This window comes from Allobosea sp. NPDC055594 (assembly GCF_053618995.1).
The window spans coordinates 78,074-100,074 of record NZ_JBSHIO010000014.1 but is presented as its reverse complement, the minus strand read 5'-3'; the positions used below and the strand labels follow the sequence as shown (position 1 = coordinate 100,074).

Below are 22,001 nucleotides of genomic sequence, written 5' to 3'. Positions count from 1 at the left end.
CCAATTAAAGCTTTATATGCGAGGGCAAAAAACGATAAGGATTACCTATGACTATCTCCTGGTTGCGTTTCGTCAGATGGTTCTCCACTGCCCCGGACGGCGACGCCCAGATCCTTTCCGTCAGCGATGCGATTCTGGCCGAGGCCGACGCGCTGCGTGATGGCGGCCGTTGGGTAGAGGCTGCCGCTGGCTATGCGCGTTTCCTGCAGATCAATGGTTCACAGCCGGCGATCCATGTCCAGCACGCGCATGCGCTCAAGGAAGCTGGCCGGTACCGGGAGGCCCTTGCGGCCTATGCCCATGCCATCGCGCTCGCTCCGGACGATCCGGAGGCGATTCTCCATCAGGCCCATCTGCTGAAACGAATCGGTGATCCGGCGGCCCTTCAGACCTTCCGCCGCCTTGCCGCGCTCGATGCCACCGCCGTCTCGGCAGAAGAGCTGTCGCGGCTCGAGGCGCTGTTCGGCGATTCGGACCCTGACGTCGAGCCCGAGGCGCCGGTGTCGCCCACCGCCGAGATCCCGCCGCCAGGCCCCGCAACCCGCATCGTCGAGCCTCTGCCGCCCGGGCTGCATCCGCGACGACGGGCGGTTCGCTTCGTCGCAGACGTCGATGCCGAGGCTCCTGCTCCGAAGCTGCGCGTCATGCTCGATGGCGACATCTGGTGGAGCGGCGACATCGAGACGCGCCCGGGATCGCGGTCCCGCCAGATCGACAGCATTTTTTCCTTCCCCGAGCCCGACGGCCCGATGGATCGTCGCGAGGTGCGGATCGAGGCGCTCTCGGACGGCATCACCCCGGCCCAGGCCTCGCTCACCTTGCCCTATGCCGCACGGTTCGAGGGCGAGTTCACGCTCGGGCCGCCCGGGCTCGGTGGCGACCGCATCGGAACGGCCCGTTTTGTCGACCGTGAGAGGCTGACGATCGCGCCGGCCTTGCGGGCGACGGATGCGGATGGCGTGTTCGTCCCGATAGTCCTCACGAGCTGGCGGCGCGAAGGCACGGGATTCGAGATCGTCTTCTCGGCCGTTTGCGACGGTGCTTTGCTGCTCTACCCGATGTGGAGCACGCAAGCGCTCTTGGAACGCGAGGCCGGCGAGGCGGATACGAGCACCCTCGCAGCGGTTTCTACGGTCGAAGGAGCCGAGGTCGTCGGCCGCATCCTCGGCATCGCCGACGGGCATGTCGAGGGCTGGGCGCTGCGTCCTGGCCAGCGCGATCGCGCGGTGATCGTCGATATCTTCGCCGTGGGAATGCTGGTGGGTTGCGGCCGGGCCGATCGACCGCGATCGGACCTGGCCGAGACGATCGGCGATGGCGGTGCCCATGGCTTCCGGATCGTCCTGCCCTGCGGCCTGCGGGAGAACACGCCGCTTACGGCGCGCGCACGCGGCTCCATGACCGATTTCGCCACGGGCCGCGTCCCGGCGCGAGCCGCCGGCGTTCTGGCCGCACCGGCGCGGGATGCGGTCTCTGCCGTCGCTGCCGCAGCGGCGACGGCAAAAGCCGCGCGATCGATCGCAGCGCTGCTGCTATGTGACGGCGATACGGCCTGGTGCGACGAGACGAGCCGCGTCCTGATCGAGCAGGGCCTGCCTGTTCACCGGATCATCCGCGGCAGTGGGGATTTCCCTGGGAGCCTTGACGCTGCATTCACCGTGATCGAGCAGGATCTCGTGCTGGTTCTGGGCGAGGCCGCGCTCTGGAACGAGGCGGCGCTCGCCCCGATGGCGCAGGCGCTGGCTGCCACCGGTGCCGTGGTGGCCGTGCCGATCCTGCAACCGTCCCGTTCCTCGAATCTTGCCGGCGCACCGGATCAGTGGGGCTGGTCGCTCGACCTGTCATGCGGCGAGGCGGCCCTGCGGCCGTCGCCGCCATCGCCCTGGCTCGCGCAGGCTGCGGCGGCATCTTCCTTTGTGACCGTGGCCGGCGCGGACTGGACGACGGCAAGCCTGATCGACCGGCGACGCTGGCTGGAAGGAGGCGGGCTCGTTCTTCGATCGTCGACAGAGGCGACGGCTTCGCCGCACAGCCCTGCCGCACCCATCGCGGCTCTCGCCGAGACCGAGACGATCTTGGCGACGCAGGCGGTGATCCCGTTGCGCGGCATGCCGTCGACGGAGCCCGTCCCGCTGCCCGCGGCCTCCGCTGACAGGCTGGCGCGGGCGCAGAGGAAGAGCCCGCTCCTGGCAGGAGCGCTTTCCGCGAGGCCGTCCGTCATCGCGCTGCTGGTCACGTCGACGCGGACCGATGCGCTCGAGGGCGATGCGATCGTCGCGCGCGAATTCGCTTCGGCGCTCTCGGCGGTGCTGCCCTCAGCCGAGTTTCGGCTGATTCCGCGCGAGCCCGATGGCGGGGCGGATCTGGCCGGCATCGATGCTGTGATCTCCCTTCGCGAAGATTGTGATCCGCGGCGTTTCCGCCATCTCTCGCCGTCCTGCCGTGTCGTGTTCTGGATCCGCAACTGTTTCGACGCTTTCCTGGAGAACGAAAACTGGCGGCGTGCAGACGAGGTGTGGATGTCGTCCGAGCACGAATGCAGGCGGTTCAGCCGGCATACCGGGCTTCCGGCTCGTCTCCTCAGGATCGCGACCAATCTGCAGCTGTTCGGGGCTGCGAAGCCCGATCCCGACCTCGCCTGCGATATCTGCTTCACCGGTTCCTATTGGGGCGTCCATCGCGAGATCGCGACCAGCCTCGCGCCCGAGATCCTGGATGCCACGGTGCGCATCTTCGGCGCCGGCTGGGATGCGGTGCCGGAGCTCGCCGCGGTGGCACAGGGGCCGGCGCCCTATGCCTGGATGCCGGCGATCTATGCGAGCGCCAAGCTCGTGATCGACGACGCCAACCATGTGACGATCGACAGCGGCTCGGTGAACAGCCGGGTCTATGACGCGATCGCGGCCGGCGCCCTGCCGATCACCAACGGCGTCGCGGGGGCGCAGGAGACCTTCGGCGACCTGCTGCCGACTTATCGGGACGCCCATGGTCTGACGGGGCAGATCCGCCGGTGGCTGGCGGATGAGCCGGGCCGCCTCGAGCGTGTCGCGGCGCTTCGGCGTCTGGTCATGGAAAAACATGGATTCGAGCATCGTGCCCGGGACGCCGTGCGCTTCCTGTCGGAGCCGGCGCAGATCCCGTTCGTCGCCGTGACCGGAGACGGGCCGGAGGCGGGAGCGATGGTGGATGCCCGGCCTGCCGGGCTCGCACCGCTCATGACGGCGCTGGCCCGCGCCGGCTGGCGCGCCGACTGGATCGGGCAATCGCATTGGGACGGGCGCCTGGCGGCGAGCGCCGATCTGCGCCTGCATGTCGGCGCCGCGCCGCCTCCCGCGACGCGAGCCGGCCAGGGTTCCGTCGCCTGGATCCTGTCCGAGGCCGACAGCTTGTCGGCGCGTATCGTCGGGCGCGAGAACGCCGTCTTCGTCCCTGCGGCGACGAGGCAGGCCGTGCCGGACCTGCCGCGAGCGGTCCGGACCCTGGACTGGCCGACGCGGGATGAGGAATTCGAGGCGATCGTGGCGCGTTTCGCAGGCCTGCGATGATGGAGCTCCGACCAAGACCGGCGCCGTTGAACAGGCGGCTCCATCGCTGTAACGATGCAGCCGCCCGGAGAGGTCCTACGCAACCTGGGATATCGCGCAGCCTGATGCCTTCCTATCACGGTCAGTTTCGGGCGATCGCGCCATGATGTCGGCTGCGTCCTTGCTCTATCCCGCCCCACCGACGATCGAAGAGCGCAGCGGTAGCGAATTCATCCCCGCTCACCCCATGCCCTTGCGGCGTGATCCCAATCTGCTTCAGATCGTCATTGGCGCCCGCCGCAGCCTGATCGAGGGCTGGACCGAGAGCTATTACCGGTCAGGGATCGACAGCTTCCGCATTCTGCGTCGCCAGATCGTCTTCGTGAACAGCCCGGAGCTCATCCGATACGTCGTGGTGACGCGGCACGGCAATTTCGAGCGCAAGAGCCCGCAGATGCGGCGTGCGCTGGAGGCCCTCCTCGGAGACGGGCTCTTCATCAGTGATGGCGAGACCTGGAAGAGGCGGCGCCCGCTGGTGGCGGACATCGTCCACAAGCGCAGGCTGCCCGAATTCGGCCAGACGATGGAGGATGCGGCGCTCGCCGTCGCAGAGGAATGGGGCGCGTTGCCGGCGGGCTCCGAGGTCGAGCTGACCGAGGAGATGGGGCGCCTGACCGCCACGATCATCTCCCGGGCCGTCTTCGGCAAGAACATCCCGCGCGACGCGGCCCAGCGGGTCATCGACGGTTTCAGTGCCTATCAGCGCCAGACCGATGCGTTCAATCTCGGCTATTTCCTTGGCGCCGATGACGGCTGGCCGGCCTTTGGCGGCAAGCGGCGGCGCCGTGCGATGGCGATGGTTCACGACGTCATCGAGAGCGTGATCAACGCTCATCTGGCGGGCGAGGGGGATGCGGGCTCGATGGTCGACCTGCTGATCCGCCGCAACCAGAAGAGCGGGGGCGAGCCGCTTGATCTCGCGGCGCTGCGCAACGAGGCGGCGACCATCTTCATGGCTGGGCACGAGACGACGGCGACGACGTTGGCCTGGGCCTGGTATCTGCTGGCCAACGCGCCCTGGGTGGCGCGCCATGTCCACGAGGAGATCGAGACGGCCTGCGGAACGCGTGCCCCGACCCTGGCCGACCTGCCGCGATTGCGCTGGTGCCGCGCCGTCATCCAGGAGACGCTCCGGCTCTATCCGCCGGTCCCGCTGCTGCCGAGGCAGGCTCTGGAGGCCGATCGCATCGGGCCTGTCGACGTCGAGAAATCGGCCCTGGTCATGATCGCGCCCTGGCTGCTGCACCGCTCCGTCGATCTCTGGGAGAAGCCGAACCATTTTCTGCCGGAGCGCTTCCTGTCCGGCACGCGGATCGACCCCTTCGCCTATATTCCCTTCGCGGTCGGCCCGCGGATCTGCCCCGGCATGAATTTCGGACTCGACGAGGCGACTCTGTGTCTGGCGATCCTGGCGCAGCGCTTCGAGGTGCGTCCCCGGGAGGGCTACAAGGTCGAGCCGGTCTGCCGCCTGACGCTGCGCCCGAAAGGCGGCCTGCCCGCCCGCATCGTCGCGCGCTCTTCCCGCCCACCCCTCTGAGACGGACCGCCACAGCCATGCAGAGCCTGGAGAGAATGGCGCATCGGGCTCTACGGCGCCTGCCCATCCCGGTGGTGTCGAATCTGGGCGCCCGGCTAGCTTGGCTCAAGATCCGCTTCATCGATCCGGACGTCGCCCGCAAAGCCCGGGCCAATGTCCGGCGGCATCATCCGGAGATGCCGGAGGCGGAGGTCGAGAAGCTCGTATGGCGTTTCGTCGAGAATGTCGGTCGGCTGATGGCCGAGTTCTCGATCGTGCATCGCTTCGCCTCGGCCGACCGGATGGAATTCGTCGGCGTGGAGGCGCCGCGCGCCAATGTCGGCAAAATCCCGACCATCGCGCTCTGCCTGCATCTCGGCAACTGGGAGGTGCTGGCTTCGGCAATGCAGATGATCGGCGTTCCGATCGCTTCGATCTCGGAGATCCCCGACAATGCGGCGCATCGCGACATCGCCGATGCGACGCGCGGCGGCTTCGACGTCAATGTGCTCGCTCCCGATCGGAACGGCCTGCGCCGTGCGCTGTCGATCCTCGCTGGGAACGGCGTCCTCGCCATCTTTCCGGATGAAAAACGCGGCGACACGATGATGGCGCCTCTGTTCGGACGCGCGCCTCACCTCAAGGGCAATCTGGCCATGGCAGCGAAACTCGCCCGGCGCAGCGGGGCGCAGCTCGTCGTCGTCTATTGCGAGCGGGTCATGGAGACGCGCTTCAGGCTGCATTTCGAGGGACCGTTCTACATGGATCCGGCGCAGACCGATCCGCTCGCCGATGTCGCCTATCTCAACGGCCGGATCGAGCCCGCCATCCTGCGCCATCTCGACCAGTGGTATTATCTGGACGATTCGATCGGGCCGATCGCATAAGGGACCGACCTCGTGACGGCCCGTTCGGAGAATGCTCGCGTGCCAAGCAGCGATCCGCTGAAGGTTGCCGTCGTCTCGGGCGGCTCGAGCGGCATCGGGCTGGCATGCGCGCGCGTCCTGCTGCAGCGCGGCCATCGCGTCGTCCTGCTGGCCCGAGACGCGGATCGCCTCGCCAGAGCCGCCGCGGCGCTCGATCCGGCGCAGGAAGGCCGTGTCGATGTTCTGGCCTTCGACGTCGCCGAGGCTGGAGCTGCGCAGGAGGCGATCGCCAAGGTGGAGGCCCGCCATGGCCGTATCGACTGGCTCGTCACGGCCGCGGGGATCGTCGAGCCGGGACTGTTTCGCGATCTCGACCTGGCGGACCACCGGGCGCAGATGGAGATCAATTATTTCGGGACGCTTCACCTGATCCGGGCAGCGCTTCCCGTCATGCGCCGCCATGGCGGGCGGATCACGCTCGTCTCCTCGGGGGCGGCCTTCATCGGCATCGCCGGCTATAGCGGCTATGCGCCGGGCAAGTTCGCGGTGCGGGCGCTCGCGGAGATCCTGCGCGTGGAGCTGGCCTGCGAAGGCATCTCGGTCAGCGTCGCCTTTCCGCCCGATACCGAGACGCCGCAACTGGATGGGGAGAGGCCGAAGCGGCCGCTCGTGACGCGGCTCGTCTCCGAGCAGGGCGGGGTGATGACGGCGCAGCGGGTCGCGGAGAGCATGATCGCCCAGGCCGAGAGGGGGGCCTTCGTGCTGGCTCCGTCCAGGACGATCGCGCTGCTGGCCCGGTTCCACAGCCTGTACAGACCTGTGCTGGCATGGCAGCAACGGCGTATCCTGGCACGAGATTCCGGTCGGCGCCCGGAGTCGTGAGAAGGGGATAGCGGTCCATCGTCCTGCAGCGGCAGGCGTTCCCGGCAAGGCAAGGCATGATCTATATCTGCTACGGCATCACGAAATCGGCCAGCACCTTCCTCTATCAGTTGACGGAGGAGGTCTTCAGAGCGGCCGGTCGGCCGGTCGCCAGGCTGGGCAAGCCGTTCAGGAAGCTCGATTCCGTCGAAAACTACTTCAACTTCATCGACCACGAGCTGCTCGAGGAGATCGAGCGCCATATCGACGGCGCGGATGTCGTCCTCAAGACGCATGGGCCGCCGCGCGGCGATGTCGCGGCGCTGGTGACTGTGGGCCGGGTCCTGGCGAGTGCGTCGATCAGGGATCCGCGCGAGATCGCGCTTTCGATGCTCGATCACGGCACCCGTTCGCGGCGCTGGCGGAACAAGCCGTTCTCGGAATTCGTGACTGTGGCGGACACGTTGAACTCGCTCGACATCCAGCTCGGCTGCTTTCGCGAATGGGCCGCGGCGGAAAAGGTCGCGATCTTCAACTACAACGAGGTCTGCTACGATAGCGGCGCCGTGGTCCGTGCCATCGCAAGCCAGATCGGCGTGAGCGTCGATGTCGACGGCGTTCTGGAGAAGTTTCGCGACAAGGGCGTCATCGGGCAGTTCAGCAAGGGCAAGGCGCTGCGCTATTCCGAGATGAGCGAGGCCGACCAGGCGACGTTCCTCGAACGTTACGCCGAGCTCTACGCCGCCCATGCCTTCGATACCGAGAAGGCCCGCCGGGTGGCCGCGGAACAGTCCTCGCTCGAAATGCGGGCCTCGGGCGAGCTCGCCCAGCACATCACCAATCTCAGGCGCCGCCTGCGCATCTGAGGGAAGCGGAGCCCGGCCGAGCCGGTGTCAGCCCAGGACCTTGTCGTAAACGGCCTTGACCCGCTCGGCGTGCCGCACTGGCGAGAAGAACGCGGCTCGGCTGCGCCCGCGGTTCGCCAGTTCCGCGCGTAGATCGGCATCGGCATCGAGGGTCCGGATCGAATCGCGGATCGCCTCGATCTCGTAGGGGTTCACCAGCATGGCGGCATCGCCCGCGACCTCGGGCAGGGAACTGGTCGTCGAGGTGATGACGGGCGTTCCCAGCAGCATCGCCTCGAGGATGGGTAGGCCGAAGCCCTCGTAGAGTGAGGGAAACAGCACGGCCCGCGCGCCCCTGATCAGGGATATCAGCGATCCCCGCGGCACATAGGGCAGGCGCTGGACGCGGCGCTCCGGCCGGATATGTGAGCCGTCGAAGCGCCAGCTCAGCAGGCGCTCGTCCTGGAGCGTCTCGAGATCCTTGTCATATTGCCAGCCGAGGCCACCAACGAGAATGAGCGGCCGCGTCGATCCGGAAGCTGCATAGGCTTCGACCAATCGCGAGATGTTCTTCTTCGGCTCGACGGCGCCGAGGAACAGAAAGTACTCCTTGAAGGCGAGGCCATAGCGATTCTCGATATCGCGGGCCACCACATCATCCGAGGTCGAGACGAGGGCTTCGTCCAGCGAGACGGACTGCCATGTGTTGGTGATCCGATTGTCCGGAATATCGAAGAATTCCTGCACGTCACGACGCGTATGCTCGGATACGGTGACGATATGATCGGCCTCTTTCACGAGATGGCGGATCATCGTGTAGAAATACTTCTTGTTGTCCAAAGTCGCGTAGGGCAGGCGCAGCGGGACGATATCGTGGATGGTATAGATATTGGCTGCGCCCTTCACGAAGGCCGGGGTCGGGCGGGTCACGTGAAACAGATCGTGACGCCCCTCGGATTTCACCGCCATTCGCCGCCCGAAGCGATTGAAGTGGAGAAATGCGCGCTCCCAGAACCGGACGGCCCCATGCGTCGGATGGCGCCTCTGCGCGGTGGTGCCGGAACCAGGGTCGAGAACGATGCGCGGCGCCGGCAGGCGCTGGGTCCGGGCGCCCGCAGGCACGCCGATCGTCCAGTCGACCGCACGGCCGATCATCTTGAGCGGATCGATGGTCTTCGGAGCCGCCGCCTCGTTGAGAACGACTTCGGACAGGAGAGCCTCGCGCCGGTTGATGGCGCGTTCGATGCCGATCAACAGCTCGACGTCATGGCCCAGGCCGGTCGCGGTGCTCGCGAGATTGCGGGCATAGGTCGCGATTCCCGTGCCCTGCTTGAGCGTCATCGCATGGGCTTCGAGAAGGATGTTCTTCGGCACCGGCTGGGTCCCTGTTGGCGATGTGTCGTCGAAAGCCGCCGATGACGGAGTGGGCGCAGCCTCGCGTGCCACGGGACGAGGAGAGGTCATTCGGCCCCGCCGCGCAGAATCTGCTTCAGCGAGGCGTCGCCGAGGTTCCGCACTTCCCGGACCAGACAATCGACGGCGTCGTCGATCTGGGCGTCGCTATGGGTGGCGTTGATGAAGAAGCGCAGACGCGCCGCCTTCTCCGGCACCCCCGGCGGCACGATCGGAAAAGCGTTGACGCCCTGATCGAGCAGGCGCTCGGCCAGCATGACGGTCGGAACCGTCTCGCCGATGACGATCGGAACGACGCCGAAGCCCCAGCTCTCGCCGGTGTCGAGGCCGGCCTGCCGCGCCCGCTCGCGGAAGCGCTGCGATTGCCGCTGCAGGCGCAGGACACGCTCCGGCTCGCGCCGCATGAGATCGAGCGCTACGGTGGCGGCGACCGCGTTGGTCGCCGGCATCCCGACGCTGTAGACGAAGCCCGGAGCCTGATGCTTCAGCAGATCGACCGCTGCGGCGCAGCCCGCGACATATCCGCCGCAACTGACGAGCGACTTCGACAATGTTCCAAGCCAGAGGTCGACGCCCTGCGGTGCAATGTCCTGATGCTCGAAGATGCCGCGTCCGCTCCGCCCGAGGACACCCAGACCATGGGCATCGTCGATCATCAGCCAGGCGGAGAAGTCCGTCTTGATCTCGATCAGCCGTGCGAGGTCGGGGCCGTCGCCATCCATCGAGAACAGACCCTCGCTGACGATCAGCACCCGCTCGAACTGGTGCCGGTCCGCCTCGAGCATGGCCTGGAGGGCATCGAGATCATTGTGGGGGAAGATCCGTCGGGTCGAGCCGGCGAGCTGAGCGCCGACCACGACACAATTGTGGATCAGCGCGTCGTGAAGGATCAGATCGCGCGGCCCGAGCAGCGTGGCGATCGCCGATACCGCGCCGGCATGGCCGGACACGAAGGCGACGCAATCATCGGTCTCGTAATTGCGGGCGAGCGCACTCTCGAGGTCCCGATGGACCCGGCGTTCGCCTGCGGTGATCCGGCTGGCCGAAACAGAGCTGCCGTATTCCGCGACCGCCTTTGCGATCGCATCGGCGATCTCCGGGTGACCGTTCAGACCGAGATAGTCATAGGAGGCGAAGTTGGTGACCTGCCTGCCTTCGACGACGGAGGTCGCGCCCGCCCTGGCCTCATGGAGGCGATAATACGGGCTCTCCAGCTTTGCGAAGTCGGCAAAGCTCCTCTGGAACGCCATCTGCTGATAAAGCGGATGATCCTCGAAAGCCATGCTGACACGCGGCAGATTCCGAACGCCACGACCGGCCAGGGCCGGTGCGGCTTGCGGAATCTCCTCCATCTGCACCAGGAGTTTCGCCAGGGCGCCGTCTGAAAGGGGGCGGTTGTCGTGGCTCATTCGGCGGCGCCGCGGCGAGGCTGACGAACCATCGTCTCGATCTGGCTCGCCTGTTCGGGTGAGATATCCATCTTCGAATGCACGTTCGCCAGCCTGATGATGGTCGCCTGCATGCTCTCCGCCGAGGCCGGATCGGTCTCCTCCTCGGCCTGATCCAGCTGGTCGACGATGGAACCCGCCATGTCGAGGAGGCTGCGGTCGCCGGCACCCACCACCGTGATCTGGACGTCGATCGCCGCCTCGAGTGCCATATGCAGCTCCAGAGCCATCAGCGAGTCGAGCCCGAGATCGGCGAGCGGCCGCGTGAGGTCGACATTGCTTTCCGCCATGCGCAGGATCTCGGCCACCTCTCGGCGCAGGACGCCCGTCACGATCCCGATGGCCTCCTCGCGGCTCTTCCCTCGCAGGCTGGAGCCGAGGTCTTCAGCATGGGCCGCGCGCGCCTCGCCGCCGGGATTGCCGAGATCGATGAAGGCCGCGCTCTTGAGCAGGTTGAGTTTCTCGGCCCCTGCACCCGGTGTGATGCCCGCGAAGAACTGCACGGGATCGACGGCATTGCCGAGTCTCAGGAGCCGGCCGAGATGTGCCAGAGCCTCGAAGGAGCGCATCGGCACCACACCGGTCGCCCGCCGCAGCCGCTGCCCGAGGCGCTTGTCGCGGGCGATGAGGCCGACATCGGAGATGGCGCCCCAGCCGACGGCGAGGCCGGGCTTCCCCAGGCTCCGGCGACCGCGCATGAAGCCTTCGAGGAAGCCGTTCGCCGCGACATAGGCGCTCTGCCCGGGACTGCCGATCAGCGTCGTCGCTGACGAATAGGCGACGAAGAAATCGAGCTGATGATCCGCGGTCGCCTCTGACAGGTTGATGATGCCGTCGACCTTGGTGCGCAACACCGCCTCGAGCCGTTCCGGGGCGAGATTGGCGATCAAGCCGTCGTCGAGATGCACCGCCGCATGGATCACGCCGCGAAGCGGGCCATGGTCGCGGGCGAGACGCGCGACGGCCTCCCTGACGGCAGCTCCATCGCAGATGTCGAGCGCTTCGACGATGACCTGCGTGCCAGCGGCCCGCATCTCGGCGAGCTGCGGTGCGAGCTCCTCGTCCACAGCGCCGCGGCGGGAGAGCAGCGCGACATGCGAGGCGCCCTTGCGTGCGAGCCATTGGGCGGTGGCGAAGCCGAGGCCTGCCGTGCCGCCGACGACGATATGGAGCCCGGGCGGAACCGTGTAGTCCAAAGACGCCAGATCCGTCCGCGCCGTCCGAGGCGGACGGATGACGATCTTGCCGACATGCTCGGACGCCTGCATGGTCCGGAATGCCGCACCGACTTCGTAGGCTTCGAAGCTGCGATAGGTCAGCGGCCGCAGACCCTGCGTCCGGAAAGCCTCCGACAGCTCGGTCATCATCCCGCGCACCAGGTCGGGATCGACGGCGAGCAGTTCGTCGAGGTCGACACCGCTATAGGCGATGTTGCGCAGGAAAGGCCGCAAGGCCAGCTGCGTATTGTCGAGAAAGTCGCGCTTTCCGAGTTCCAGGAAACGCCCGAACGGCTTGAGCAGGCGGAAGCTGGCCAGCATGGCCGGGCCGGCCAGTGAATTGAGCACGACGTCGACGGGGCCGAATTGCCTGCGGATCTCGCCGGCGAAACGCTCCTGACGCGAATCGAAGACCGCGTCGGCGCCGGCCGCCGTGGCGATGGCGCGTCGCGCCTCGTTGCTCGCCGTCCCGAAGACACGCGCCCCGTGCAGCTTGGCGATCTGGATCGCGGCGAGGCCGACTCCGCCGGCCGCACCGTGGACGAGGACGTCTTCGCCGGCGCGGACATGGCCCCGCGCGACCAGGGCATACCACGCCGTCGAAAAGGCGACGGGGATCGTTGCGGCGGCTTCGAGGTCGAGCCCGTCAGGCGCCGGGAAGAAATGCCAGTCGGGGCAGGTAATGTGCGAGGCGAACGCTCCGGCGGCGAAGCCCATAACCGGATCGCCCGGCCGCAGCCGCGTCACGCCCGGGCCGACCCGGCTCACGCGGCCCGCGCATTCGAAGCCGAGTGCCGCGCGGGTCAATCCGGCGCCGAGCAGATCGTCGTCGAGGAGACCGAGGCCGACCATCACATCGCGATAGTTCAGCCCGGAAGCGACGATCTCGACCTCGATCTCGCCGTCCCGCGGAGCCTCACGCGGCTGGCGTTGCCATTCGAAGCCGTCGAGACCGACGCCATCGGCGAAATGGAGAACAGCGCGTTCATGCGGACCGAGCGGCGTGTCGAGCGCGATGCCGCGCCGAACACGGCTGACCTCGACGCCCGAATCGGTGATCCGAATGTCGCGCTCGGCATTGTCGAGGGCGAGAATTCCGGTGAGATCGACGCGGGCCGCATCCGAGATATCGACGAGGCGCAGGTCGATCTCGGGAAACTCGTTGATCGCGACGCGTGTGAAGGCCGAGACGCCGGCATCCTCGCCCAGGCGAGCGGCGTCGCCGGTATGGGCGTTCTGGGTCAGGACCAGCATGCGGCAAGGCTGCCCTGCTTCGGCGAGCAGCTTCAGCAGCGCCGCCAGGGTCTCGATGCGCGCAGCCAGTCGGCTGGTGGGCGGCGTGTCCGGGGCCTCGGGCGCGACGACGACCGTCGCGCGCTCGCCGGGCGGCAGCGCCGCCAGCCAGGTGCCGAGCGCCTCGATGTGGTCGCGATCGACGATCTCGGGATTCGCCAGGCCGTAGCGCGTTTCGTGAGCGCCGACGATCGCGACATGGTCGGCTGCAGCGGGCGCGATGTCGGAGCGGACGGCGCGAGCGCTGGCCAAAGCCAGAACGCGATCCGCGTCGTGGCCGGTTTCGACGGCGACGACACGTGCCGATTCCAGACGCCGCCGTAAACCGTCCGTCCCGCCCAGCGACGGGTTGCCACGATCCTGCCAGATGGACTGGGTCGAGCTCCCGAGCAGGAAGGCGAGGTGTAGATCGTCGACGGGCGCGGCGAGCAGGATCGGCGCACCGTCTTCCAGGAGGTCGATGGCGCTGCGCTGTGCCGCCTCGTTCGTCTCCTGGAACGGTGAGAGCGGCATGCCGAAGCCGATGAGCGCATCGAAGCGCCACGGGGCCGATTTCTCGCTCTCGTCGAGGACCAGCATGTCGAACAGGCTGCCGACGCCCGGCCAATGCCGCTGCTCGTCGGCCCTCGCGGCGTTGGCGACAGCGAGCATGACCTTGATGCGGCCTTCGCGGGTCGCCGTCGCCAGCGCTTCCGCCAATCCGCTGTTCCAGTCGCCGGTGACGAGCACGCGCAGCGGCCGCGTGGCGGCCGCGGTCCAGAGGTCAAGCGTGTGGCCGACCGCATCGCGCAGCGCCCCGGAAAGCCCGAGCAGGCTCCACTGGTCATGAGCGAAGCCGGCGGGACGCGTATCGATCTCGCCTGTGCGGAGGAAGGGCCCGGCTTGGGTCAATGCCTGCGCCGCCAGGCGCAATTCACGGTTCGCCGCCGGGAAACGCTGCATCAGCGTGCCGAGCAGGGCTTCCGGCGAAGGCATGGCGAAGGTCGCGGTCAGCCGCGTGCCGGCCTCGGTGCTCTCCAGCCCTCCCGCCATGGCGAGAATGTCGCGCGCCATCCCGAAAAGCGGCTGGGCGGCCGGAGCAATCACGCCACTGGTCGCGGCGCTCTCGAAGCTGTCGCCGCTCTCCGGCGGCAAGAGATCGCAACAGAGCTTTCGCGCCAGGGAAACGGCGAAGGCCTTCAGCAGCAGCGAAAGCTGCTTCGCCTCGCCGGGTTGGCCCCGACCGGGGTCGGTCGCATCGAGCGGAGGCGGCGGCAGGGCGACGGGAGCGACCGCCAGACGCTCCTCCCGAAACGTCCGCTCGACCATGAAGGGCTTGACCAGATGGACGGAGCGCAGGACCGCCGCCTCGATCGAGGCGACGAGTTCGCCCCGATCGCACATGAGGGAGACGGAGAGCGTCTTGAAGCGGTCGGTTTCCCGCAGCAGCTTGGTCACCGAATGCGTGATCTTCGCCCCCGGCTTCCAGACGCGGATCTGCCGGAAACGGATCGGGAGATGCGCCTTGCGCTCCCCGTCCCGCTGCGGCCGCGCGAGGAAAAGCCCATGGAAGCTTCCGTCCAGCGAGACGGGGTGCAGCACATGCAGGTCGTCATAGGCCCCGACGCCGCCATCGGGCACGGAGAGGCGGCTTTCGCCAACGGTGTCGTCGCGCCGTGTCGAGAGTACGACCTGGAAGCGCGGTCCATAGTCGAGACCTGCGCGCTCGGCCGCAGCGTAGATTTCCGCGCCCTCGTTCAGGATCGGGGTCTCGACCGCGGGGATCTCCGGCGTCTGCGCCGCAGAGGCGGTGTGCAGCGGCCCGAGCACGCCGCGGGCGTGCAGTATCCAGTCGCTGCCGGCGAAACGGCGCCGGCTCCAGATCTCGATCGTCCCGGTATGCTCGAAATGGCGGGTCGAAATCTCGCGCGTTTCGTCATCGGCGAAGGTCATCGCCTTGGTGATGTCGAATTCCGCGATCTCCAGGGGCACTGCCCCGAACAGCTCCCGGCCGGCCGCCAGGGCCAGCTCGATCAGCGCCGCCGCGGGCATCACCACGCCGCCATCGACCCTGTGATCGCCGAGATAGGGCAGCAAGACAGGGTCGAGCAGATTGCGCCATTCCGGCGAACCGTTTGAAACGCGCGCTCCGAGCAAGGGGTGTAGCGGCAGGCTTGCTATCAGGCGACCATGGGCGTTGAGCGCTTCGCTCGTGCCGTCGAAGTGATACTGCTCCGGCTGGAACGGATATGGCGGCAAGGCTTCGACCGCAGCCGGCGGCTCGCCGAAAACGGCCCGCTGCTCGTGCCGGACGCCATTGACCACCATGCGGGCGACCACGCCGCGGATCGGATCCCGATCCGCGGGGTCGCTTGCCGACAGCGTCGACAGGATCGGGTTCTGGGCCTGGCTCGCCCGCAGGATATCCGCGATCGGTCCGACCAGGATCGGGCGCGGGGCGATTTCGACGAAGGCAGCTTCGGGATGGGCCGCCAATGCCGCCTCGATCGCCTCGGCGAAGCGCACGGGGCGGCGGATATTGTGCCACCAATACGACGCGTCCAACATGGCGGGATCCAGCGAATGCCCCGTCACCGTCGAATAGAACGGAATCTGGGGCTCCTGGCCGGCTATCCCGCCGAGGTCGCGCAGAAGATCCTCGCGCACGACCTCCAGCGCCCGCGAGTGGAAGGGATAATCGACCGCCAGGGGCACGCTGGCGATCCGGCTCCTGCGCGCCAGCCGGGCCAGGACGTCGAGCTGCTCAGCGGGCCCCGACACCGTTGTCGAGGACGCGCTGTTGTAGGCCGCTATATCGACCTCCGACGTGCCGGCCTGCCGAATGAGATCGTCGACATTGGCCGGGTTGCTCGCCAGAACCAGCATACGGCCTTTGCCGCGCACCGTTTCCTGATGCCGGCTTCGCTTGTGCATGACCCGCAAGGCGTCGCGACGCGACAGCAGCCCGCAGCATTCCGCCGCCGCGACCTCGCCGACGCTGTGGCCGAGCGCGCCGAGGGGGCGGACACCATACTCTGCGAGAACAGCGGCGAGAGCCGACTGGATCGCGAAGATCAGCGGTTGTGCCACCGAGGTGAGATCGAGCTGCTCGTCCGGGACCCCGTCGCGCAGATGGTCGGCGATCGACCAGCCGGCGATTTCGGCATAGAGGCGATCAATGTCGTCGATCTCGCGCCGGAAGGACGGATTGGTCCGATAGGCCGCGACGCCCATCTGCGCGAATTGCGCACCGTTGCCGCTGAATACGAAGATTGCGCCGCGTTCCGCCCCGTGAACGACCGCGGCCGCGCCGCGCCCCTGCAAATCGGAACCCTGGCCGAATGCGCGCAGGCTCGCGGCCACATCCGCCGCGGCGGTAGAGCCATCCGGGACGGCAATGGCCAGTCGATGCGGCAGCAATTCGCGCTGATGCGCGAGGGCGCTCGCGACGCTCGCGACGGAGCGCCCATCCGCAACCGTCTCGGCGATCTGCAGCGAGCGGGTCTTCAGTGCGTCGGCCGTGCCGCCGGAGACGAGCAGCACCTCGGCCTGGCGCGCGCCTGATCCATTCGTCCCGGCAGGCTGGTGATCGCGCGCCGCGCGCAGGATCGCGTGTCCGTTCGTGCCGCCGAAACCGTAATTGCAGACGCCGGCGAAAAGATCCCCGTCATCGGAGGTCAGCGTGAGCGGCTGCGTCAGCGGCGACAGATTGAGCTCATCGAAGGCGATCGCCGTGTTTCGCTCTTCGGTGAACAGCGAGCGGGGTGCGAGGCGATGCTCCAGCGCCAGGCTCGCCTTGAGAAGACTGGCCAGTCCGGACGCCGCTTCCAGATGGCCGATATTCGATTTGACCGATCCGATCGGCAGCGGCGCACTGCGTCGCCGGCCCAGCCCCTCGCCGATGGCGGCGGCCTCGATGGGGTCGCCGATCTTCGTGCCCGTCCCGTGCGCTTCGACGAATGCGAGCGCTTCGGGCGCGATCCCCGCTGACCGGTAGACCGTCTCGATCAGATTCTGCTGCGATTCCTGCGAAGGCAGCGAGATGCCGTTCGTCCGGCCGTCCGCATTCGTGCCGGCGGCAACCACCACGCTGCGGATACGGCGGCCGGCAGCGACGGCTTCCGGCTCCCTTTGAAGCAGCAGCACCACGGCCCCTTCGGAACGGACATAGCCGTCCGCTGCCTCGGAAAAAGGCCGGCACAATCCGGTCGACGAGAGCATGCGCGCCTGAGAGAAGCCGATGAAGGGCACCGGCGAGAGCAGCATGTTCACACCGCCGACGATCGCCAGTTCGATGTCGCCGGCACGCAGGGCCGAGACCGCCTGTGTCAGCGCGACGAACGAGGACGAGCACGCCGCGTCGACCGTGAAGCTCGGGCCCTTGAGGTCGAAGACATAGGACAGCCGGTTGGCGAGAACCGACAGCGCATTGCCGGTCATGAAGTGGCTGCCGATCACGGCGGGATCGAGCGCCCCAACACTCTGGTAGTCGGCCAGGGAGGCGCCGACATAGACGCCGATATTGCGGCCAGCGAGCGAGGAGGGCGGCAGGCCGGCATCCTCGCAGGCGCGCCAGGCCGCCGTCAGCAGCAGGCGCTGCTGCGGGTCCATCTGCTGCGCTTCTCGCGGCGAGATGTTGAACGGTGTCGGATCGAAGCCGAACGCGTCGTCGAGATAGCCCCCGGCGAACGTGTAGGAGAAGCCGGGAGCAGGGTCGCCCGGACGAAGGAAACGCTCCACATTCCAGCGCCCATGAGGGCGGGCCGAAACGACGTTACGGCCGGCCGTCAGCAGCTCCCAGAAGGATTCGAGACTATTCGCACCCGGAAGGATGCACGAAGCGCCGATAATCGCGGCTTCGGTGGGAATTGACTGCTGTCGGAGCGACATGGACTTAGACAATCCTAGCGAAATGATACGACCCGCCCGGCGCTTCTCGGCACTATTGTCCCACCATATGCTCCCTGCTGATAAGGGGGCTTCAGGCAAAAAACAATCCGAGTCACGTCCGGGCCGCCTGATCGGCCAGGATCGTGTGAATGAAATGTGACAGTGACGAAAAGTAATCCGACCAGGTGAGCTCGGCATAACCGGGGGACGGGGCCAAACGGCGGGGCTCCCCGGACAGCAGCGCGGCGATGGCGGCCTCCCAGCCCGGGCCGTCGATCGGGTCGACGAATGTCGTCCCCGGATGACCCACTTCGCGGTGCGCAGGGATGTCGGAGGCGATGACCGGCGTGCCGAGGACCGCCGCTTCCACGACCGGCAGGCCGAAGCCCTCGATGAAGGACGGCATCAGCAATGCGCGCGCGCCGCTGATCAGCCGCTTGAGCGCCGGGGTCGAGAGGCCGTGAAGCACATGGATGTAATCGCTGACCTGGCCGGAGCGCCGCAAGCGATCGAGAATCAGATCGCCCTGCCAGCCCTTGGCGCCCGCGATCACGAGATGCGGCGTGGCTGGACCATGCTTGCGATACAGGCGCTTCCAGACCTCGAGAAGCAGAAGATGATTCTTTCTCAGCTCTACCGCGCCGCAGATCACGAAATAGGGGACGCCGGTCAGGGTCGGATCCGGGTCGGGTGCCCCGCGAAAGATCGAGGGGACGGGCAAGGGCAGCGCAAGTGTCGGCAGTGCCTTGGCGCCGCGGCGCTCCAGCTCCGTTTCGATCGCCTTCTGAGCCGTTCGTGTGGTGACGATCAGGCCGGCGGCATAGCGCGCGGTCTGATCGACCATGGTCGCGTGCGCCTTGACGGCGTGCGGGGCGACGTATTCCGGTGTCTCCAGCGGAATGACGTCGTGCAGCATGAAGAGCGGCCGGATATCGGGCCGCCGGTTCAGCCAGCGCAGAAGGAAGGGCACCGTCAGACCGACCTGGCCGACATTGACGTAGACCGTGTCGCGCCCAAGGCTCGCAACCGCATCCTCGCCAAGGCCGATGCCCGTCGCCTTGAGCAGGGCGGTCATGCGCGCCGTCAGGGTGAGAGCGCCGTTCGAGGGTAGGTACCAGGAGGATTTGCCGGCCTGGATCGTCGGAGCGAGCGATGTCCAGGCGCCGTCGATCGCTGGCTGCCTGTTCTCTGCCCAAAGTTCCTCGAGGCGCGTGAGGCCACGCAGGACGCGCTCGCGCGAGAAAGTCCGGGTGCCCCATGCCGTGGGCAGGATCGCGCAGCAATCTTCCGTCGAGTGCTCAAAGAAATGGCGCGCATAGGCCAGATCGACGCGGTCGATGCCCCGCGGCGTCAGGGACAGCGGCCCCAGCAGAAGGCGAGTCGCGTCATAGGCAATAGGCACTAAAGATCCTAAAATTCGTTTAGTTGTGACGGTCGGCCATCGTCGCCTGCTTGCCAAGACTGCCGAGTAGAACGGACTTCATGTCGAAAATCAATCCGATCTATACGCCCGGCGATACTTGCAACCAGCGATCCGTTCGGCGATAGCTGGTTCCACGATTGGCATCAAGCAGTCACCGCCTTTGATACGCATCCACAACAGCCTGGTCCGCTCCCTTGAGAGGAAGGCGCTGGACTGGCTCGTCAGGCGCGCGCCCGCGCGCATCACGCCCGATTTCCTGACGGCTTTCGGGATCGTCGGCGCCGGTATCACGCTCGTCGGCTATGCGCTGACCAGCTGGTCTCCCGGCTTCCTGTGGCTGGCCACATTGGGCCTCGTGCTTCACTGGCTCGGCGATTCGCTCGACGGCAGTCTGGCGCGCTTCAGGAAGATCGAGCGCCCGCGATACGGCTATTTTCTCGACCAGTCGATCGATGTCGTCGGGAACCTGCTGATCTGCGTCGGCATGGGCCTGTCGCCCTATGTACGCATGGACGTGGCGCTGTTCGCGCTCGCCGGCTACCACGCCTTGTCGATCTATTCCCAGGTCAGGGCCTGCGTGTCCGGCGAATTCCACGTCTCCCTGGCCGGCTGGGGGCCAACGGAGATGCGCCTGCTCATCATACTGATGAATACGATGGTCTTCTTCTTCGGCGCGCCGGTCTTCGAGGTGGGCGGTCTGGCGATGACCTGGTGCGACGTCTCCGTCCTGCTGATGGCAGCCGGTTTCTTCGTGACCTTCGTGCACTTGCTCGCAAGCTATGCCCGGCAGCTGGCTCGCGAGGAGGGCGACAACGGCAAATAGCGACGCATCGCCACCCGAAACGGCGTTGGATAGCTATCCGTAATAGGCGATGTACTTCCGGAAATACGCCTCCCAGGTCAGCCATTCGCCCCGAACCAGGTACTTCCGACGAGCGTCCGCCCAGCCCATTCCCAGCGCCGCCGCGACTTTCGGGTGGATTGGCACCTGCAGGCGACGCAGCGAGTTCAGCGAGCCGGGCAGCAGGAAATGCAGGGGCAGTCCGAGCTCGCGCGAAACCTGCCGGACTAGCATTTTCATGATTCGGCCATTGGGATGGGCCGTCGTATAGAAGGTCTGCTTGCTCCTGAAATTCTCGAGGATGTAGGCCCCGATCCCGGCCGCGAATTTTCGGTCCATGTCCTCGAGGCGCGCCTGCTCGAAGCGATGCAGGCGGTTGAAGTCGATGACCCGCTCGATATCGAGCGACTCATAAGCCCGGAAGCGTTGCTCGTGATCGGGGATTTCCTTGCGCAGCCGCGCCAGGAGGCCGTCGAAATAGGTGAACTCGAAATTCGGGAAGTCGCGGTTGCGGGCCAGCCTGTCGTCCGGCCCGTTGAAGGCGTCGAAGGGCCAGGGCGAGGCGAAGCGCACGCAGGGGTAACGCAGCGTCGGCAAATCGCTCGGCACATGCGCGCGCAGCGGATACTGGTTCCATTCCCGAATGTCCTGGACGAGGAGGAGGTCGCATTCCTCCAAATCGCGCCGGCCCTGCTCGTGCAGATTGGCAGGCAGCTCCATATAGTGGTGCTTGACCGAGAAATGGCGCGAAAAGCCGGAATGATGACGAAGCGCCTCGGCGAGAAGATTGCCCTGGCAGTTTCCGAAGATGACGATCTGCTTCCTGACGCCTCGGCGGGGGGCCGGCCTCCCGGAGGATTGCTGCGATGATGGAGCGAGGGGTTCCGCGGAGAACCGGTGCAGATCGAGCGCGGTGAGGAGGAGGTCTGCATTGCGGAAGTGGCTCAGGCGGATATCGATCGAGCGCGGCACGCCGGCATCCAGGCCCAGATCCCGCGGCACGGTGAATTCGAAGGAAACGCGGCCAGATTCCAACTCGCTCGTCCCGAACCGGCCCTCCCCGAGCGGAATGCCGTCCCGCGTCCTGACCGTGACTGCGAGTGCCTCGTCGGAGATGTTGCGGGCGCGCCTGAGAACGCAGCCGATTTCTGCGCGATAGCTGCCCGCCGGTAGCCGCAGGATCGCCGAGCTGCGGCCGAGCTTGAGGCGTGTGACGGACAAGGGCGAAAGGCGCACTCCGCCAGGGGCGGGAAGGGTTCGCAGCCGGCCGAGCAGCCGCCATGGCGCGATTTCGGCCGGCGCTTCGGCAGCGCAGTCTGCGGACGCCTCGCGATGCAGCGTCACTTCGAGCATGGTCAAGAAGGCATTGCCGAAATGCGTGAAGCGGAATTCGAAAGGGGCGTCGGCGCCGCTTTCGATGCTCAGATCTGCTGGAACCGTGAATGTCAGGCTCTGCTCGCCGTCGCGAAGCTCGGCTGCGCTATAGTCGCGCCAGGCCCGGAGGATCCGATTCTGCGCGATGACCTCGAGACCCATGACGGGGTGCTCGCCCTGCAGCGGCATCTTCACCCGACAGCGGAAGGACAGGCGGTATCGCCCTGCCTCGAGGCGCAGGAAGGGGCCGTAGAGAAAGGCCTGGGCCGGGATCAGGAACACGACCGACACGGTGCCGTCGGCCCAGCGCCTCGCCGGTTCGCGAACCTCCATCACGGGCAGGAGCGGCCGGGCCTCGTCATCGGGAGACTGCCGAGCCGCCCCCGGCGTCGTCTTGACTTGATCTAGAGCATCCATCCTCTGTTCCAACAGGTCGGGCCCGGCTCCTCTG

11 protein-coding genes are annotated in these 22,001 nt (G+C 66.9%); 6 read left to right on the top strand and 5 right to left on the bottom strand.

Annotated elements, in window-relative coordinates:
- Positions 1-47 precede the first annotated feature (47 nt).
- The 5 genes from ACWGRX_RS22390 (at position 48) to ACWGRX_RS22370 (ending at position 7,693) form a co-directional block, all read left to right on the top strand.
- Complete coding sequence (locus tag ACWGRX_RS22390) at positions 48-3,545, top strand: glycosyltransferase family protein (RefSeq protein WP_452119364.1); 3,498 nt, start codon at positions 48-50, stop codon at positions 3,543-3,545.
- Between the two features lie 145 nt (positions 3,546-3,690).
- A complete protein-coding gene (locus tag ACWGRX_RS22385) occupies positions 3,691-5,121 on the top strand; it encodes a cytochrome P450 (protein WP_452119363.1) in 1,431 nt (476 codons plus the stop codon).
- The gene (locus ACWGRX_RS22380) at positions 5,046-5,987 is read left to right on the top strand and encodes a lysophospholipid acyltransferase family protein (protein WP_452119370.1); all 942 of its coding nucleotides are present in this window, start codon (positions 5,046-5,048) and stop codon (positions 5,985-5,987) included. The genes ACWGRX_RS22385 and ACWGRX_RS22380 overlap by 76 nt, the downstream gene beginning before the upstream one ends.
- A gap of 39 nt (positions 5,988-6,026) precedes the next feature.
- On the top strand, positions 6,027-6,848 hold the full coding sequence (locus ACWGRX_RS22375; protein WP_452119362.1) for an SDR family NAD(P)-dependent oxidoreductase: 822 nt from the start codon (positions 6,027-6,029) through the stop codon (positions 6,846-6,848).
- A 56-nt stretch (positions 6,849-6,904) separates the two neighbouring features.
- On the top strand, positions 6,905-7,693 hold the full coding sequence (locus ACWGRX_RS22370; RefSeq protein WP_452119361.1) for a hypothetical protein: 789 nt from the start codon (positions 6,905-6,907) through the stop codon (positions 7,691-7,693).
- Between the two features lie 27 nt (positions 7,694-7,720).
- On the opposite strand, the gene ACWGRX_RS22365 is transcribed toward ACWGRX_RS22370, so the two are convergent.
- From ACWGRX_RS22365 to ACWGRX_RS22350, 4 genes are all read right to left on the bottom strand, one after another.
- Positions 7,721-9,046, bottom strand: coding sequence for a glycosyltransferase family 4 protein (locus ACWGRX_RS22365; RefSeq protein WP_452119360.1), 1,326 nt, complete (start codon positions 9,044-9,046; stop codon positions 7,721-7,723).
- Between the two features lie 86 nt (positions 9,047-9,132).
- Positions 9,133-10,494, bottom strand: coding sequence for an aminotransferase class I/II-fold pyridoxal phosphate-dependent enzyme (locus tag ACWGRX_RS22360; protein WP_291648994.1), 1,362 nt, complete (start codon positions 10,492-10,494; stop codon positions 9,133-9,135).
- Positions 10,491-17,912: a type I polyketide synthase gene (locus ACWGRX_RS22355; protein WP_452119359.1), complete on the bottom strand. Its 7,422-nt coding sequence runs from the start codon at positions 17,910-17,912 to the stop codon at positions 10,491-10,493. Before ACWGRX_RS22355 ends, ACWGRX_RS22360 begins: the two co-directional genes overlap by 4 nt.
- A 112-nt stretch (positions 17,913-18,024) precedes the next feature.
- Positions 18,025-19,314, bottom strand: a complete 1,290-nt coding sequence (locus tag ACWGRX_RS22350) for a glycosyltransferase family 4 protein (protein WP_452119358.1) — start codon at positions 19,312-19,314, stop codon at positions 18,025-18,027.
- Between the two features lie 181 nt (positions 19,315-19,495).
- Between ACWGRX_RS22350 and ACWGRX_RS22345 the strand changes: the two genes are divergently transcribed.
- Positions 19,496-20,158 carry a CDP-alcohol phosphatidyltransferase family protein gene (locus ACWGRX_RS22345; RefSeq protein WP_452119357.1) on the top strand — a complete coding sequence of 221 codons (663 nt, stop codon included), beginning with the start codon at positions 19,496-19,498 and terminating at the stop codon, positions 20,156-20,158.
- Positions 20,159-20,191: 33 nt separating this feature from the next.
- Here the strand turns inward: ACWGRX_RS22345 and ACWGRX_RS22340 are convergent, their stop codons facing one another.
- Positions 20,192-21,967, bottom strand: coding sequence for a WcbI family polysaccharide biosynthesis putative acetyltransferase (locus ACWGRX_RS22340; RefSeq protein ID WP_452119356.1), 1,776 nt, complete (start codon positions 21,965-21,967; stop codon positions 20,192-20,194).
- Positions 21,968-22,001: the final 34 nt, after the last annotated feature.